Source organism: Nocardioides alpinus (assembly GCF_900112035.1).
GTDB lineage: Bacteria > Actinomycetota > Actinomycetes > Propionibacteriales > Nocardioidaceae > Nocardioides > Nocardioides alpinus.
On the sequence record NZ_FOKC01000012.1, the window covers coordinates 1 to 16,156 of the forward strand.

Annotated in this window: 16 protein-coding genes; 7 read left to right on the forward strand and 9 right to left on the reverse strand. The window is 70.8% G+C overall.

Annotated features, from left to right (window positions below; genetic code table 11):
- On the reverse strand, positions 1–219 hold a 219-nt coding region (locus BM127_RS18460), incomplete at its 3' end, for a leucine zipper domain-containing protein (protein ID WP_175507454.1).
- A gap of 123 nt (positions 220–342) precedes the next feature.
- Entirely contained in the window at positions 343–783 is a 441-nt protein-coding gene (locus BM127_RS18465; protein ID WP_091201012.1) for a hypothetical protein, read from the reverse strand.
- A 210-nt stretch (positions 784–993) separates the two neighbouring features.
- On the opposite strand from BM127_RS18465, the gene BM127_RS18470 reads away from it, so the two are divergent.
- A complete protein-coding gene (locus tag BM127_RS18470) occupies positions 994–2,415 on the forward strand; it encodes a GntP family permease (RefSeq protein WP_091201015.1) in 1,422 nt (473 codons plus the stop codon).
- A 13-nt stretch (positions 2,416–2,428) separates the two neighbouring features.
- Here the strand turns inward: BM127_RS18470 and metH are convergent, their stop codons facing one another.
- A complete protein-coding gene (gene metH / locus BM127_RS18475; RefSeq protein WP_091201217.1) occupies positions 2,429–6,142 on the reverse strand; it encodes a methionine synthase in 3,714 nt (1,237 codons plus the stop codon).
- Positions 6,143–6,365: 223 nt separating this feature from the next.
- Here metH and BM127_RS18480 point away from each other — a divergent pair, with 223 nt between their 5' ends.
- Positions 6,366–7,211 carry a PAC2 family protein gene (locus BM127_RS18480; RefSeq protein WP_091201016.1) on the forward strand — a complete coding sequence of 282 codons (846 nt, stop codon included), beginning with the start codon at positions 6,366–6,368 and terminating at the stop codon, positions 7,209–7,211.
- 50 nt (positions 7,212–7,261) lie between these two features.
- Here the strand turns inward: BM127_RS18480 and mshC are convergent, their stop codons facing one another.
- The 4 genes from mshC to BM127_RS18500 all read right to left on the reverse strand — a co-directional run bounded on the left by mshC (position 7,262) and on the right by BM127_RS18500 (position 10,835).
- Positions 7,262–8,500, reverse strand: a complete 1,239-nt coding sequence (gene mshC / locus BM127_RS18485; protein WP_091201018.1) for a cysteine--1-D-myo-inosityl 2-amino-2-deoxy-alpha-D-glucopyranoside ligase — start codon at positions 8,498–8,500, stop codon at positions 7,262–7,264.
- 224 nt (positions 8,501–8,724) lie between these two features.
- Complete coding sequence (locus tag BM127_RS18490) at positions 8,725–9,492, reverse strand: SCO1664 family protein (RefSeq protein WP_091201020.1); 768 nt, start codon at positions 9,490–9,492, stop codon at positions 8,725–8,727.
- Positions 9,493–9,508: 16 nt separating this feature from the next.
- The gene (locus tag BM127_RS18495; RefSeq protein WP_091201219.1) at positions 9,509–10,093 is read right to left on the reverse strand and encodes a DUF3090 domain-containing protein; all 585 of its coding nucleotides are present in this window, start codon (positions 10,091–10,093) and stop codon (positions 9,509–9,511) included.
- A 10-nt stretch (positions 10,094–10,103) separates the two neighbouring features.
- Positions 10,104–10,835 (reverse strand): histidine phosphatase family protein, encoded by a 732-nt coding sequence (locus tag BM127_RS18500; protein WP_091201022.1) that lies wholly within the window; start codon positions 10,833–10,835, stop codon positions 10,104–10,106.
- 31 nt (positions 10,836–10,866) lie between these two features.
- Between BM127_RS18500 and corA the strand changes: the two genes are divergently transcribed.
- Positions 10,867–11,871 (forward strand): magnesium/cobalt transporter CorA, encoded by a 1,005-nt coding sequence (corA, locus tag BM127_RS18505; RefSeq protein ID WP_091201023.1) that lies wholly within the window; start codon positions 10,867–10,869, stop codon positions 11,869–11,871.
- Positions 11,862–13,115: an MFS transporter gene (locus tag BM127_RS18510; protein ID WP_231263261.1), complete on the forward strand. Its 1,254-nt coding sequence runs from the start codon at positions 11,862–11,864 to the stop codon at positions 13,113–13,115. The genes corA and BM127_RS18510 overlap by 10 nt, the downstream gene beginning before the upstream one ends.
- Here the strand turns inward: BM127_RS18510 and BM127_RS18515 are convergent.
- A complete protein-coding gene (locus BM127_RS18515; protein ID WP_231263260.1) occupies positions 13,081–13,905 on the reverse strand; it encodes an undecaprenyl-diphosphate phosphatase in 825 nt (274 codons plus the stop codon). The two genes, BM127_RS18510 and BM127_RS18515, sit on opposite strands and share 35 nt — an antisense overlap.
- A 64-nt stretch (positions 13,906–13,969) precedes the next feature.
- Between BM127_RS18515 and BM127_RS18520 the strand changes: the two genes are divergently transcribed.
- From BM127_RS18520 to BM127_RS22400, 3 genes are read left to right on the forward strand one after another with little or no spacing between them, the layout of a single operon-like run.
- Positions 13,970–14,917: an aldo/keto reductase gene (locus BM127_RS18520; RefSeq protein WP_091201028.1), complete on the forward strand. Its 948-nt coding sequence runs from the start codon at positions 13,970–13,972 to the stop codon at positions 14,915–14,917.
- A gap of 42 nt (positions 14,918–14,959) precedes the next feature.
- Complete coding sequence (locus tag BM127_RS18525) at positions 14,960–15,187, forward strand: DUF5703 family protein (RefSeq protein WP_091201030.1); 228 nt, start codon at positions 14,960–14,962, stop codon at positions 15,185–15,187.
- Between the two features lie 19 nt (positions 15,188–15,206).
- Positions 15,207–15,668, forward strand: a complete 462-nt coding sequence (locus tag BM127_RS22400; protein ID WP_157829582.1) for a hypothetical protein — start codon at positions 15,207–15,209, stop codon at positions 15,666–15,668.
- 12 nt (positions 15,669–15,680) lie between these two features.
- Here BM127_RS22400 and BM127_RS18535 read toward each other — a convergent pair whose 3' ends face one another.
- Positions 15,681–16,145: a DUF427 domain-containing protein gene (locus tag BM127_RS18535; protein WP_091201034.1), complete on the reverse strand. Its 465-nt coding sequence runs from the start codon at positions 16,143–16,145 to the stop codon at positions 15,681–15,683.
- Between the last annotated feature and the right edge of the window lie 11 nt (positions 16,146–16,156).

Consider the following 16,156-nt stretch of genomic DNA (forward strand, 5'->3'; position numbering starts at 1 on the left):
TGTCCGGTTCGGCTGGTGATGGGGTCGCGAGGATCGGTCAGTCATGCCTGCAGCGCCTTCGGCCGCGTACCGATCGGCCCACTTCTTCGCGGTCTTCCACGACACGTCATAGCGCTCGGCCGCGCGGGCAGGTGGCCAGCCGTGGTCGATGATCAGGCGAGCGAGCCGCAGTCGAGCGCGTGGCGTCAGCGCAGCGTTGGAATGGGTAGCGTGGGACACGAAGACCTCCTGGATGTGGAGCGGTTCCTAGATAGCTCCACTCCACATCGGGAGGTCTTCACCAGTCCAGAACTTCAGATCGTCTCGTCACACGATCTCGACCAACGTGCCTGGGCATCACACCTAGTCCTGCGGAGCGGGCTCGCCCAGCACGCTGTCGAGGTCGTCGACGGTCAGCGGGCCTTGGGCGAGGAGTCGCGCACCCTGCGCTCTCCAGGCACGGAGCGCCCGGTGGAGGGTCAGGTCCTCGTAGACCAGCACCGCCATGATGCTTCCGGCGGCGACGTCCGCCCCGAGCAGCTCGAAGTCGTCCTGGTCCAGGAGCGAGGAGTCTGCGCCCTCGAAGACGTCGATCCCGGTGGCGCCCACGAGGGACGCCGGCGCGATCTTGCGCCACCCGGTCCCCTCACGCTCGACGAGCTCCAGGTCCAGGACGAGGAGGTCGCCGGCGTCGACACGGGCGAGGAGCTCCTCGAAGCCCTCCACAGTCACCCGACCGTCGGGGAACTCGACGGCGAGGTAGTCGATGGGTCCGAGGTGGTCGTCGATCAGTGGTTCCGGCACAGGGTGCTCCCGGAGGTGGCGTCGAGAGGGACGGGACGCGGCGACACTAGGGACCACCCACGGCGCGGACCTCACCATTTACGGGGGATCTGGCCACCGTCGCGCGACCGGCCGGACAGACGGACGGCGCGCCGTGGTCGTCGCGCTGGCCAAGTCGGCCCCTCCCCGGGTAGACAGAGGGCCACTCGGAAGCCTCGCAGGAGGAGAACCATGGTTGCCGTCCACACCGCTGTCGCGATCGTCCTGGTCATCGCGCTGATCATCAAGGTGCGCATCGACCCGGTGATCTCCCTGATCCTCGGCTCGCTCTACCTCGGGCTGGCCGCAGGCGTCGGCTTCGCCGGCACGATCGAGGCGATCACCACCGGGTTCGGCGGCATCATGGCCGAGGTCGGCCTGCTCATCGGGTTCGGCGTCCTGATCGGTTCGCTGCTGCACTCGACCGGCGCGTTCCGGCGCCTCGTCGGGCTGCTGGTCCAGCGGGTCGGCTCCGGCCGCCTGCCCTATGCCCTCACGTCCATGCTCGCGGTCGTGATGCCGTCGATCTACGTCGACGTCCAGGTCGTGCTGGCCGCACCGGTCGCGCGGTCCGCCTCGCCCTTCATCGGCAAGATCGGGCTGCCCGTCCTGGCCTCGGCACTGGGCTGCGGCATCTTCGCGGGCTACGTCTTCGTCATCCCGGGGCTGGCCGCGATCTCGATCGCGGGGCTCCTCGACATCCGGCTCGGTGACTGGCTGGTCTACGGCGTGGTGATCGGCCTCGCCACGGCATTGATCTCGACCCTCCTCATGCGGCTGCTCTTCCACGCGGGCGGCTTCTGGGACCCCGAGACCGACGAGGAGGTCGACGAGGCCATGGCCGAGCAGGAGGCCGCCGACCGCGCCTACCTGACCGGTGAGGCCGAGTCGTCCGAGCAGGCCCTCAGCCGGACCGAGGCGGACGCGTCGGCAGCCGAGGCGGAGGACGGCGTACGCCGCCTGCCGCTGGCGGTGCTGCTGCTCCCGATCCTGGTGCCCCTCCTGCTGATCGCGTTCGGTGCCTTCGCCGAGCTCGGTGGGTGGTCCACGACCTTCATCGCCTTCCTCGGCGACGCCAACGTCGCGCTGTTCATCGGACTCCTGGGTGCCTACTCGCTGTCACGGTCCTCCGCAGGACCCGAGCGGACCAACGAGGCGATGGAGGACGGCTTCCACACCACGGGCGAGATCCTGCTCATCACCGGCGTCGGCGGATCCCTCGGAGCCGTGATCGAGGCGACCGGGCTCGACTCCGTGCTGGGCGACCTCTTCCGCGCCGACGAGGGTGCGCCGGTGGTGCTGAGCATCCTGCTGGCGTGGTTCATCGCAGCCGTGCTGCACCTGGCGATCGGGTCGGTGTCCGTCGCGGCCATCACCGCGGCCGGCATCATCGCCCCGATCCTCGACTCGTTGACCGTCTCCCCCATCGTGATCGGCCTCGCCATCGCGTCGGGTGCGATGTTCGCGCTGCAGGTCAACAGCAACTTCTTCTGGATGTTCAAGTCGCTGCTCGGCCTCTCGACCAAGGGCACGCTCAAGACGTTGACCCTCGTCACCTCCGTGGCGTCGGTGGTGTCCCTGCCCCTGGTGATGCTGGCCGCCGTCATCGCGTGAGCGACGGCTCGGGTCAGTCCTCGGGGTCGTAGCCCAGGTTGGGCGAGAGCCACCGCTCGGCCTCGGCCAGGGTCCAGCCCTTGCGCTCGGCGTAGTCAGCGACCTGGTCACGCGCGACGCGGCCGACCACGAAGTACTGCGACTGCGGGTGGGAGTAGTAGAAGCCGCTGACCGAGGCGCCCGGCCACATCGCCATCGACTCGGTGAGCTCGATGCCGGTGTGCTTCTCGACGTCGAGCAGCTCCCACAGCGTCTGCTTCTCGGTGTGCTCGGGGCACGCGGGATAGCCCGGCGCAGGGCGGATGCCGTCGTACTGCTCCTTGATCAGGCCCACGTTGTCGAGGTGCTCGTCGGGCGCGTAGCCCCACAGCTCCTTGCGGACCCGCTCGTGCAGCCGCTCGGCGAACGCCTCCGCGAGGCGGTCGGCCAGCGACTCCAGCAGGATCGCGTTGTAGTCGTCGAGCTCCTCACGGAACGCGGCGACCCGCTCCTTGACCCCGTCCCCCGCAGTGACAGCGAAGCCGCCCACGTGGTCACGCAGGCCGGACTCCTTGGGCGCGACGAAGTCGGCCAGGGAGCGGTTGGGTACGCCGTCGCGGTGCTGGCCCTGCTGCCGCAGGTGTCGCAGCGTGGCGTGGACCTCGCTGCGGTCGTTGCCGAGGTAGAGCTCGACGTCGTCACCGACCGAGTTGGCCGGGAAGAAGCCGACCACGCCGTGGGCGCGGATCCACTTCTCCTCGATCATCTGGTCGAGCATCGCCTGCGCGTCGTCGTAGAGCTTGCGGGCCGTGGGGCCGGAGCTCGGGTTGTTGAGGATGTCGGGGAAGGCACCCTTCATCTCCCAGGCGTTGAAGAAGGGCTGCCAGTCGATGTAGCGGCGCAGGGTGGTGAGGTCGACGTCGCGCAGCACCCGGACGTGCTGGGTGACCTGGGTGCCGACGATCGTGGAGACGGCGTGGTCCTGCTGCAGGAGCAGGTGCGGCTTGGGTGGCCGGTAGTCGGTCCAGTCGATGGGCGTCGCGTTGGCGCGCGCCTGCTCGAGCGGGATCATCGGCCGGTCGTTCTTGGCCGAGTGGCGGGTGCGCAGCGAGTCGAAGTCGGCCTTCACGTCGGCCATCAGCCTGGCGCGCCCCGTCTCGTGGAGGAGCGCCGCGGCCGTGGGCACGGAGCGCGAGGCGTCCTTGACCCACACCACGGGACCGTCGTACTTGGGGTCGACCTTGACCGCGGTGTGCGCCCGAGACGTGGTCGCACCTCCGATCAGCAGAGGAATGGTGAGCCCCTGCCGCTGCATCTCGGTGGCGAAGGTGACCATCTCGTCGAGCGAGGGCGTGATCAGCCCGGAGAGGCCGATGATGTCGGCACCGACCTCGGCGGCGGTGTCGAGGATCTTCTGCGCCGGCACCATCACCCCGAGGTCGATGACCTCGTAGTTGTTGCACTGCAGCACCACGCCGACGATGTTCTTGCCGATGTCGTGGACGTCACCCTTCACCGTCGCCATGACGATGGTGCCGTTGGTGTCCTTGGCGGTCGCGAACTCGGGGTTGTCGAGCTTCTCCTGCTCGATGAAGGGGATGAGGTAGGCGACGGCCTTCTTCATCACCCGGGCGCTCTTGACCACCTGGGGCAGGAACATCTTGCCGTCGCCGAACAGGTCGCCGACGACGTTCATGCCGTCCATCAGCGGCCCCTCGATCACCTCGATGGGACGCCCGCCGGACGCCGCGATCTCGGCGCGGAGCTCCTCGGTGTCGGACTCGACGTGGGCGTCGATGCCCTTCACCAGCGCGTGGGTGATCCGCTCGCCCACCGGCAGGCCGCGCCACTCGTCCTCGGCGACCTCCACTGCGTCGGCAGCGACGTTGTAGCGCTCCGCGATCTCGAGGAGCCGCTCGGCCGCGTCGCCGCGACGGTTGAGCACGACGTCCTCGATGCGCTCACGCAGGTCGGCGTCGACCTGGTCGTAGACCACGAGGGCGCCGGCGTTGACGATGCCCATGTCGAGGCCTGCCCGGATCGCGTGGAACAGGAAGACGGCGTGGATCGCCTCACGCACGGGGTTGTTGCCGCGGAAGGAGAACGAGACGTTGGAGATGCCGCCGCTGACCTTGGCGCCGGGGAGGTTCGCCTTGATCCACCGCGTGGCCTCGATGAAGTCCTGGCCATAGGTGGCGTGCTCCTCGATGCCCGTCGCGACCGCGAACACGTTGGGGTCGAAGATGATGTCCTCGGGCGGGAAGCCGACCTCGTCGACGAGAATCCGGTAGGCCCGCTCACAGATCGCCTTGCGCCGCTCGAGGTTGTCGGCCTGGCCGTCCTCGTCGAAGGCCATCACGACGACGGCGGCGCCGTACTTGCGGCACAGCTGCGCGTGCTCGCGGAACGCCTGCTCCCCCTCCTTCATCGAGATGGAGTTGACGATCGCCTTGCCCTGCACGCACTTGAGACCGGCCTCGATGACCTCCCACTTGGAGGAGTCGACCATCACCGGCACGCGGCTGATGTCGGGCTCGGCCGCGATCAGCTTGAGGAAGCGGTCCATCGCCGCGACGCCGTCGATCATGCCCTCGTCCATGTTGACGTCGATGACCTGCGCGCCGGACTCGACCTGCTGCGCCGCGACGCTAAGCGCGGTGTCGTAGTCGCCGTCCTTGATGAGCTTGCGGAACCTGGCCGACCCGGTGATGTTGGTGCGCTCGCCGACGTTGACGAACAGGCTGTCGTCGTTGATGGTCAGCGGCTCCAGGCCGGACAGCCGCATCACCTGCTGGTGCGGCGCAGGCTCGCGCCGGCGCTTGCCCTCGACCGCGGTCGCGATCGCCGCGATGTGCTCCGGCGTGGTGCCGCAGCAGCCACCGACGAAGTTGAGGAAGCCCGCGTCGGCGAACTCGGCCAGGACCGCGGCCGTCTGGTCGGGGGTCTCGTCGTACTCACCGAAGGCGTTGGGCAGGCCCGCGTTGGGGTAGACCGAGACGAAGGAGTCGGCGAGCCGGGACAGCTCGGCGACGTAGGGGCGCATGTCGCGGGCCCCGAGGGCGCAGTTGAGGCCGACGGCGAGCGGACGGGCGTGGCGGATCGAGTCCCAGAAGGCCTCGGTGACCTGGCCGGACAGCGTGCGGCCCGACGCGTCGGTGATGGTGCCGGAGATGATGACCGGCCAGCGGCGACCCTGCTCCTCGAAGAGGGTCTCGACCGCGAAGATCGCGGCCTTGGCGTTGAGGGTGTCGAAGATCGTCTCGATCATCAGCAGGTCGGACCCGCCGTCGACCAGCCCACGCGCAGCCACGAGGTAGGCGTCGGCCAGCTGGTCGAAGGAGACGTTGCGGGCGCCGGGGTCGTTGACGTCGGGCGAGATGGACGCCGTCCGGGTCGTGGGGCCGAGGGCGCCGGCGACCCAGCGCGGGTGGTCGTCGGTGGCGACGGCGTCGGCGGCCGCCCGGGCCAGCCGGGCCGACTCGTGGTTGAGCTCGTAGGCGAGGTCCTCCAGGCCGTAGTCGGCCAGCGAGACCGCATTGGCGTTGAAGGTGTTGGTCTCGATGACGTCGGCGCCGGCGCGGAGGTAGTCCTCGTGGATCTCGCGGATGACCTGCGGCTGGGTGAGCGTCAGCAGGTCGTTGTTGCCGATCAGGTCGCTCGGGTGGTCGGCGAACCGCTCCCCGCGATAGCCGGCCTCGTCGGGACGGTCGCGCTGGATGGCCGTGCCCATCGCACCGTCGAGCACCATGATCCGCTCGGCCAGGATGGCCTTCAGTGCGGCGGTGGCGTCGGGGCGGTGCTGCGGCTTCACAGGGCTCGGCCTTCTCTCGGTGGCGTACGGCCTCTCGGTGGCGTTGGGCCAGCCTAGGAAGGCTGTCCGACACTTGGACGTCGTTCCCACATCGTGGCACCCGGCCCTGCGGCGTACGAAATCACGACGGGTCGCTGGGCATGCACCCTAGGCTGGGCAGGTGATCGAGTTCGACGACGTGCAGGACCTGGTCTCCCCCGTGGTGATCGCCGCCTTCGAGGGATGGAACGACGCTGCCGACGCCGCCTCCGGTCTGGTCGACCACCTGATGGAGGAGTGGAAGGCCGAGGTGATCGGCGCCATCGACCCCGAGGAGTTCTACGACTTCCAGGTCAACCGGCCGGTGATCAGCACCGACCACAACGGTCACCGCCGCCTCGCGTGGCCCACGACCCGGATCGCGGTCGCCCGTCCCGCCGAGCTCGACCGCGACATCATCCTGGTGCGCGGCATCGAGCCCAGCATGAAGTGGCGGCAGTTCTGCGCCGAGCTGCTCGCCGCCTGCGACGACCTCGGCGCCGAGCTGGTGGTCACCCTCGGCGCGCTGCTCGCCGACACGCCGCACACCCGCCCGATCCCGGTCACCGGCACCGCCACCGAACCGGAGCTCGTGGACCGGCTCGACCTCGAGCAGTCGACGTACGAAGGTCCCACCGGCATCGTCGGGGTCTTCAACGACGCGTGCTCGCAGCTCGACATCCCCGCGGTGTCCTACTGGGCCGCGGTCCCCCACTACGTCGCGCAGCCGCCGTGCCCCAAGGCGACCCTCGCGCTCCTCGGCCAGCTCGAGGAGCTGCTCCAGGCGCCGATGCCGCTGGGCGACCTGGTCGACGACTCCAAGGCCTGGGAGCGCGGAGTCGACGAGCTCGCCGCCGAGGACGAGGACGTCGCCGACTACGTCCGCGCGCTCGAGGAGACCCGCGACACCGCCGACCTGCCCGAGGCGAGCGGCGAGGCGATCGCGCGGGAGTTCGAGCGCTACCTGAAGCGCCGCGACACCGACTGACCTGCGGCTGCTCGCGGGGGCGGTGGTCCAGCCACGGTCGCGGGCGTACGTCAGAGCGAGAGGCCGAGCGCCGCGTCGAGGAGGCGGTGGATCGTCGCCGCCGCCTCGCGGTCGGAGGTCTCGGCAAGGCCGGTCGTGCCGAGGGTGGCGTCGACCCACTCCTGGACGGCCTGCACCGCGGTGGGCGCGTCGAGGTCGGCCGCGAGAGCGGCCAGCACCCGTTCGACGATCGGCGTGGCTTCCGCGCCGGCACCGAGGGCGAGGGCGCGCCGCCAGTCGGCGAGCGTGTCGACCGCGGCCCAGAGCTGGTCGTCGGTCCACTCCCAGTCGCTGCGGTAGTGGTGGCGCAGCAGCACGAGGCGGATCGCCATCGGGTCGACCTCGCTCAGGCGGAGCGCGGAGACGAAGACGAGGTTGCCCTTGGACTTCGACATCTTCTCGCCGTCGTAGGCCACCATCCCGGCGTGGGTGTAGGCCCGGGCGAACCGCTCGCCGGGGTGCGCCACCTGACCGTGACCAGCTGACATCTCGTGGTGCGGGAAGGCGAGGTCGCTGCCGCCCCCCTGGACGTCGAACGCGGTGCCGAGGTGGTCGAGGGCGATCGCGGTGCACTCGATGTGCCACCCGGGGCGGCCAGGCCCGAAGGGGCTCTCCCACGAGGGCTCACCGGGACGCTCGGCGCGCCAGAGGAGGCAGTCGAGCGGGTCCTTCTTGCCCTCGCGGTCGGGGTCGCCGCCGCGCTCGGGGAAAATCCGGAGCATCGCCTCACGGTCGAGGCCGGAGACCGCACCGAAGCTGTCGTCGGCGGTGACGGAGAAGTAGAGGTCGTCCTCGACGCGGTAGACGGCACCGGCCTCGTCGAGGCGCTGGATCAGCTCGACGACCTGCGGGATCGACTCGACGGCGCCGATGTAGTGGGCCGGCGGCAGGACGCGGAGCGCCTCCATGTCCTCGCGGAACAGCTGCGTCTCGCGCTCGGCCAGCTCGACCCAGTCGACCTTGACCTTGGCGGCGCGCTCGAGGAGCGGGTCGTCGACGTCGGTGACGTTCTGGACGTAGGAGACGTCGTGGCCGGCGCTGCGCCAGGCGCGGTTGAGCAGGTCGAACCCGACGTAGGTGGCGGCATGCCCCATGTGGGTGGCGTCGTAGGGCGTGATGCCGCAGACGTACATCCGAGCCGGACCCTCGGGCCGGGTCTCGACCAGCGCCCCGCTCGCGGTGTCGTGCACCCGCACGGGCGGACCCGTCACGGGCAGTCGGGGAACGTCGGGGGACGACCAGGAACGCATGTCACGACCCTAGCGGGGCGCGAGGAACGAGCGCACAGCGTGGGTCGGGAGGTTGAGCAAGCGCGCGTGCGAGCCTGCGAGCTCGCGACCGCGCGTCGAAACCCGTCTCGGTCGATCGGGGAGATCTCGATACGCCCTTGCGCGGCTTCGTGCCTCAGCCGCGCGGCTACTCGATCTGGCCCGGCCCACGCGCCGACCTCGTGCCTCGGTCGACGCTGCGCGACTCAGAACGGCGGCCAGGGGATGACCGGGTACGCCGACGAGGCGGGCGCCGGGAAGGCGCCGCGGGCCAGCAGGCGGGAGATCCGCCGCGCCGTCGTCGCGACCTCCTCCTCCGTCACGAGGTCGCACAGCGTCCGGCCGAGCTCACCTTCGAAGGCGACGCCGAGCCGGCGCAGCCCGGTCGTCTCCTCGTCGGTCAGCGGGTCCCCCACGAAGCCCCACAGCACGGTGCGCAGCTTGTGCTCGACGTGGAAGGTCAGCCCGTGGTCGACGCCGAAGCGGTGGCCGTCGGGCATCGGCAGCACGTGGCCGCCCTTGCGGTCGGCGTTGTTGACCACCACGTCAAAGAGCGCCATCCGGCGCAGGGCTGCGGAGTCCTCGTGGACCAGGGAGACGGGCTGGTCGTGGGCGTCGAGGCCGTCGAAGACGTGCCGGAAGCCCTCGGGCAGGTCGCCCTCGCCGACGATGTCGACCGGCGACTGGTCCTCGACCTCGTCGCGCCAGAGCTGCACCATCCCCAGGTCGTGCGGCCCGTCGCGGAGGATCGTCGGCGGCACGATGTCCCAGCCGAGCGCCTGCGAGACGGCGTACGCCGCCACCTCGCGCCCCGCGAGCGTGCCGTGGGGGAAGTCCCACAGCGGGCGTTCCCCGGCGATGGGCTTGTAGACAACGCGGACGCCGTCGATCTCACCGACGAAGGTCGCGTTGGACGCGGGCAGGACCCGGCCGTGGAGCGTGAGCTCGCCGACGGGGAACCCCGCGGGGAGCATGCCCGGGGCCGTCGGCTCAGGGATCACGACGCCGGAAGCCGTTGGCACGCACGCACAGGTGACCCGCGGGGTCGACCGGCTCGCCGCAGAAGGGGCAGTCGGGTCGACCGGCGCCGATCACCGAGCGCGAGCGCTCCACGAACGAACGGGCCGCCGCTGCTGTCAGCCGCACCAGGAAGATCTCGTCGGGCTCGGGCTCGAGCAGGTCCTCGAGGTCCTCCTCGAGCTGCTCGGGCGAGACGACGGCGGCCTCGGTGAACGGGAAGACCTCGATCACCACGCGCTCGTCGCTGCCGTCCCACGACAACGTCATCGTGCCGGCGCGGAACTCCTCCTCGATCGGCTGCTCCAACGGCTGCTTGTCGACGAGGTCGCGCGGAGCGATCGCGGGGATCAGCACCTCGTCCCCGGCCGCACTCATCAGCTCGTCGAGGAGCTCGTCGATGCGCTCGGCCAGCGCGGCGACCTGCTGCTTCTCCAGCGAGACGCTGATGATCCGGGCACCCTCGCGAGCCTGGAGGAAGAAGGTGCGCTGGCCGGGCTCGCCAACGGTGCCGGCGACGAAGCGCTCGGGCGGGTCGAAACGGTGCACGACAGGCATGTCACTCACCCTAGGACGTGCCTGTCTGGGCCTGCGCCGGGGTGGTGGGACCCGCTCCCCCGCCGACCGCCGCGTCGCTGCTCCGGCGCTTGCGCGACTTCGCAGGAGGTGTCAGCCACGACAGGTCGCCGGCGTGGGTGTTGGTGCCGAGGACGAACGGCCGCGACTCGCTGTAGCGCACGATCGACACCGACGCCGGGTCGACGTGGATGCGCTGGAACAGGTCGAGGTGGGTGCCGAGGGCGTCGGCCAGGATCGACTTGATCACGTCGCCGTGGCTCACCGCGATCCACACCGCGTCGTCGCCGTGCTCGGCGGCGATGCGGGCGTCGTGGCGCCGGATAGAGGCCACCGCCCGGTCCTGCATCGCGCGCATCGACTCACCGCCGGGGAACGTCGCGGCAGAGGGCTGCGACTGCACGGTCTTCCAGAGCTTCTCCTTGGCGAGCTCGCGCAGCGGCCGGCCCTGCCAGTCGCCGTAGTCGCACTCGGACAGCTGCTTCTCCGTCGTCGGGCGCAGCGGCGTGGCCTGTCGGCGGGTGATCTCGCGGCAGGTCTCCTTGCAGCGCTCCAGGGGGCTGACCACCGCAGCCGCGAGGCGTACGCCGCCCAGCCGGTCGCCGACGGCTGCCGCCTGCGCCACGCCGGTGTCGTCGAGGTGCACGCCCGGCAGGCGCCCTGCGAGCACGCCGGTCGCGTTGGCGGTCGAGCGGCCGTGTCGGACAAGGATGACGGTGGGCACCAGACGACCCTAGTGGGACTAGCCTGACCGCGTGATCGTGGACAACGCCCTCTACCACCAGGGCAAGCGGGTGGCGCTGGGCACCGGCGACGACCAGAGCCTGGGCCACGCCCGGGTGCCCTGCGACCCGGGCGACTTCCAGTGGATCGGCATCCACGAACCGAGCCCCGACGAGCTCCAGCTCATCGCGGACACCTTCGGCCTCCACCCCCTCGCGGTGGAGGACGCCGGCGACTCCCACCAGCGGCCCAAGCTCGAGCACTACGGCGACACGCTGTTCCTCGTCCTCAAGACGCTCTGGTACGTCGACGCGGAGGACGCGGTCGAGACCGGCGAGATCAACATGTTCGTCGGCCGCGACTTCGTCGTCACCGTCCGTCACGGCCAGGGCATCGACCTCGCCGACTCCCGTCGCGACCTCGAGGAACGGGCCCAGGTGCTCGAGCACGGCCCGATGGGAGTCATGTACGCCATCTGCGACCGCGTCGTCGACGAGTACGAGAAGGTCGGGGCGGCGCTCGAGGAGGACGTGGACGAGGTGGAGGAGTCGGTCTTCTCCCCCGCCCGCACCGACGACTCCACCCGCATCTACGTCCTCAAGCGCGAGATCGCCGAGGTGCGGCGCGCCGTGATGCCGTTGCGCGAGCCGATGCGGAAGTTCGCGCAGCACTCCGACACCGTTCCGACGATCCGCACGCCCGTGCCCATCACCGCGGAGACCGCCACCTACTTCCGCGACGTCGCCGACCACCTCCAGCGCGTCTCCGAGGTCATCGACAGCCTCGACATCCTGCTGTCGACCGCCTTCGACGGCCACCTGGCCCGGATCTCGGTGCAGCAGAACGAGGACATGCGCAAGATCTCCGCGGGTGCCGCGCTCGTCGTCGTGCCGACGCTGATCGCCGGGATCTACGGGATGAACTTCACCCACATGCCCGAGCTGGACTGGACCCTCGGCTACCCGTTCGCCCTGGCGCTCATGGTGGGGGTCTCGGCGTTCCTGCTGTGGTTCTTCAAGAAGTCCGGGTGGCTGTGACCCGACCGGCCCTTTCGGCTCCCTCGGCCTGGCGGGTGGTGTGGTGGTTCGGCTTCGTCAGCCTGGCCGCCGACATGGTCTACGAGGGCGCCCGCTCGGTCTACGGCCCTCTGCTCGCCGCGCTCGGCGCGTCGGCGATCGTGGTCGGTCTCGTCACCGGAGCCGGCGAGGCGGTGGCCCTGGTGCTGCGACTGGCCTTCGGTCCGCTGGCCGACCGCACCGGCCGCTACTGGTCGCTGACGATCCTCGGCTACGGCCTCACCGCGGTGTGCGTGCCGCTGCTGGCCCTCGCCCCACGGCTCGGCACGGCCGGTCTCGGCTTCGCAGCGACCATGATCCTGCTCGAGCGCCTCGGCAAGGCGATCCGGTCGCCGTCGAAGTCGGCGCTCCTCGCCCACGTCGCGGTCGCGGTCGGTCGCGGCCGCGGCTTCGGGGTCCACAAGGCGCTCGACCAGGTCGGCGCCTTCGCCGGACCGCTCGTCGTGGCCGGGGTGGTCGCGGTCTCCTCGCTGTGGTGGGGCATGGCGGTGCTGGCCGTGCCCGGCGCGATCGCGATGGTGCTGCTGCTGACCCTGCGGCGTCGGGTCCCGGACCCGTCGACGTACGACGTCGCACCCACCGACGACCCGGTCGGGGACGCGGGCCCGGAGCACCGTGGCTGGTGGGCCGAGGCCGTCGGTGCGGGCCTGTCAGGAGACTTCTTCCGCTACGCCGTCGCTGCGTCCCTCACCACCGGGGCCCTGGTGACCTTCGGCATCATCGGCTACCACCTGACGGTCAAGGGGCTGCTGCCTGTCGCCGCAGTCCCGATCGTCTACGCCGCGGCGATGGCGGTCGAGGCGGTCGCCGCACTCCTGGTCGGCTCGGTCTACGACCGGACCGGGCCGCGCGTGCTGCTCGTCGTGCCCGTCCTGGTCGCACTGGTCCCGGCGTTGGCGCTCGACTCAGCCCTCGTCGCCGTCCTCGCCGGGGTCGTCGCGTGGGGGTTCGCCCAGGGCGTCCAGGACTCGACGATCAAGGCCGTCGTCGCCGAGCTGGTGGAGGCGCCGCGGCGGGCGACGGCGTACGGCGTGTTCGCGGGCATCCAGGGGCTGCTCGCGATCGTCGGCGGCGTGGGCGCCGGCTGGCTCTACGAGCGCTCGCTGCCGGCCCTGGTCGCGGTCGTCGCGCTCACGCAGGTCGTGGCGCTGGTGCTGCTGGCCGACACGTTCAGGCGCTCAGGACTCCGGCGCCGAGCAGGATGAGCGTGCCGGCGCCGAGCACGATCCGGTAGATGACGAACGGCGTGTAGGAGCGGGTGCTGACGTAGCGCAGCAGCCACGCGATCGCGGCGTAGCCCACGAGGAACGACACGACCGTCGCGACGAGCGTCGGCCCCCAGCCGAAGTCGTTGTGGCCGTTCGGGATCTCCTTCAGCTCGAACAGTCCCGCGCCGACGACCGCGGGGATGGCCAGCAGGAACGCGAAGCGGGTGGCCGCCTCCCGGTCGAAGCCGAGGAAGCGCCCCATCGAGATGGTCGCGCCCGAGCGGGAGACGCCCGGGATGAGGGCGAGCGCCTGGGCGAGGCCCATCAGCACGGCATCCTTCATCGTGAGCTTGCCGAGCGTGCGGTCCGTCCGGCCGAGGCGGTCGGCGATGCCGAGCACGACGCCCATCACGATCAGGGTGGTGCCGATGATCCAGAGGTTGCGGAAGTCGCGCTCGATGAGGTCCTTCAGCAGGACGCCGAGGACCACGATCGGCAGCGAGCCGACGATGATGTACCAGCCCATCCGGGAGTCGATCGTGCCGCGGTACTCCGGCTGGAACAGCGAGCGCACCCATGCGGTGCCGATGCGCCAGATGTCCTTGCGAAAGTAGATCAGCACCGCGAGCTCGGTGCCGATCTGGATCACGGCGGTGAAGGCCGCGCCCGGGTCGCCCCACCCGAAGAGCTCGGGGAAGATCCGCAGGTGTGCGCTGCTGGAGATCGGCAGGAACTCGGTCAGTCCCTGGATGATGCCGAGGACCACGGCCTTGAGGAGATCCGTCACAGGGCGTGAGCCTACGGGCGCGTCCCCGCGCTTCCGTGCAGCACCCGTGGCTACTCTCACCTGCATGCAGCAGCGTTCCCTCGGCGCCACCGGCCTGAAGGTCTCCCGGTTGGGCCTGGGCACCATGACCTGGGGCCGCGACACCGACCAGCACGAGGCCCGCGACCAGCTCATCGCCTTCGCCGAGGCCGGCGGCACCCTGGTCGACACCGCGGCCGGCTACGGCGACGGCGCGAGCGAGGAGCTGATCGGCACCCTGATCGGCGACGTCGTCGGTCGCGACGACATCGTGCTCGCCACCAAGGCCGGCATCTCCCGCCGCTCGGGCGAGCGCGTCACCAACACCTCGCGCGGCCACCTGCTCACCACGCTCGACGCCTCGCTCGCGCGGCTCGGCGTCGATCACGTCGACCTGTGGCAGGTGCACGTGTGGACCGACGAGGCGCCGGTCGAGGAGACGCTGTCCGCGCTCGACCTCGCGGTGTCGTCGGGCCGCGCGTCCTACGTCGGCATCTCCAACTACACCGGCTGGCAGACCGCGCAGGCGGCCACGTGGCAGCGCGCGGTCCCCGGACGTACGCCGCTCGCCTCCACCCAGGTCGAGTACTCCCTGCTCAACCGCCAGGTCGAGCACGAGGTGGTCCCGGCGGCAGGAGCGCTCGGGCTCGGCATCCTGCCCTGGTCGCCGCTGGGGCGCGGGGTGCTGACCGGCAAGTACCGCACCGGTACGCCGTCGGACTCGCGCGGTGCCACCGAGCACTTCGCCCGGTTCGTCGGCGCCTACCTCGACGAGCGGGGCCGCGGCATCGTGGAGGCCGTGGCGCGGGCCGCCGACGGGCTTGGCTGGTCGCCCCTCGAGGTCTCCCTCGTGTGGGTGCGCGACCGACCCGGCGTCACCGCCCCGATCGTCGGTGCCCGGACCGCCGCCCAGCTCGACGGGGCGCTCGGCATCGAGGACATGACGCTGCCCAGCGAGATCGTCGACGCCCTCGACGACGTGTCCGCCGACTGAGCCCCGCCCGATCCGACCGCCGACACCCCGTCAGGAGAGCAGATGCCCAGGATCCAGCGTCGCCCACCCGGTCGCGGCATCGAGTGGGAGTTCGAGACGCTCGTGCTGCCCCCGGACTTCTCGCGCAACGTGGTGACCCGGATGCTCGTCGAGCGCGCCGAGCACGGCGGGTGGGAGCTCGACCGGCTCCGGATCGGCCACGACGGCAAGCGCCGTGTGGTGCTGCGTCGCAAGATCATCCGGCAGCGGCTGACCCTCTTCGCGGGCTGACGCCGCCGACGGGTGCGAGATGGGGTCCTCACCCCATGTCGCCACCGCGCCGATGGTGCTCGACTCGAGGGACGGGGCCGGACGGCCCCACGAGGGAGGCACGACGATGGCCGCAGGACGCAGGCACAAGCCCGAGCTGGGGATCGTGGAGCTCGCGGTCGACCCGGCCGACGTCGACCGCGACGTCTACCCGGTGAAGATCCGGCTGACCCGCGCGCTCACGTCGTACGAGGTCTCCGGACTGGCCGCGATGGAACCCGGTCTGCGCACCGAGGGTGACTGCATCGTCATCCCGGCGGCCCGGCTGGACGACGTGGCCCGCGACCACGCGACCTGGGCCGGACGGCTGGAGCGCGTGCAGTCACGGGCCGACGAGCTCGAGGGTGCGACCTGGATCGCCGACAGCCGCCGGCTGGCCGAGCAGACCCGGCACGGCTCGCACCTGATGAGCCAGCAGGCCGACGACCGCGGCCTGCACTGACGGCCCCGTGGGTCACCAGCCGGAGGTGCCGGGCCCGCCCTTGAACGGTCCGGTGACCCGCGAGGTGATCCAGCCGCCGTAGAAGTGCCCGGGCTGGGGCTCGACGACCTCGCCGTCGACGGTGCAGCGGTCGACGCGCCCGGGATAGAGCGCAACGTGGTCGAGCAGGACCTCGAAGCCCTTCGTGGGCGTGGGATAGGTCCACGCGATCGCGGGTAGCACCTCGTCCCCGACCACGACGTCGAAGTAGTCCGCCTGCCCCTTCCACTCGCACCACGAGGCCCCCTGGCCGGGCCGGAGGACGCCCTCGGCGAAGGCACTGCGCGGCAGGTAGTAGGTGGGCGGGTGGCTCGTCTCGAGCAGGCGCAGGGTCGCGGTCGTGTCGGCCAGCACGACGCCCGCGTGGGTCACCACGACGCGCTCGCTGCTCGGCTCGACCCGCGGCGGACGGGGGTAGTCCCACACGGATTCGGTCATGCAGCCAATCT

Coding starts and splice junctions, on each gene's coding strand:
- BM127_RS18470 (WP_091201015.1), top strand. CDS start 994: ATGGTTGCCGTCCACACCGCTGTCGCGATCGTCCTGGTCATCGCGCTG.
- metH (WP_091201217.1), bottom strand. CDS start 6,142: ATGGTGCTCGACGGTGCGATGGGCACGGCCATCCAGCGCGACCGTCCC.
- mshC (WP_091201018.1), bottom strand. CDS start 8,500: ATGCGTTCCTGGTCGTCCCCCGACGTTCCCCGACTGCCCGTGACGGGT.
- BM127_RS18490 (WP_091201020.1), bottom strand. CDS start 9,492: ATGCTCCCCGCGGGGTTCCCCGTCGGCGAGCTCACGCTCCACGGCCGG.
- BM127_RS18495 (WP_091201219.1), bottom strand. CDS start 10,093: ATGCCTGTCGTGCACCGTTTCGACCCGCCCGAGCGCTTCGTCGCCGGC.
- BM127_RS18520 (WP_091201028.1), top strand. CDS start 13,970: ATGCAGCAGCGTTCCCTCGGCGCCACCGGCCTGAAGGTCTCCCGGTTG.
- BM127_RS18525 (WP_091201030.1), top strand. CDS start 14,960: ATGCCCAGGATCCAGCGTCGCCCACCCGGTCGCGGCATCGAGTGGGAG.
- BM127_RS22400 (WP_157829582.1), top strand. CDS start 15,207: ATGGGGTCCTCACCCCATGTCGCCACCGCGCCGATGGTGCTCGACTCG.
- BM127_RS18535 (WP_091201034.1), bottom strand. CDS start 16,145: ATGACCGAATCCGTGTGGGACTACCCCCGTCCGCCGCGGGTCGAGCCG.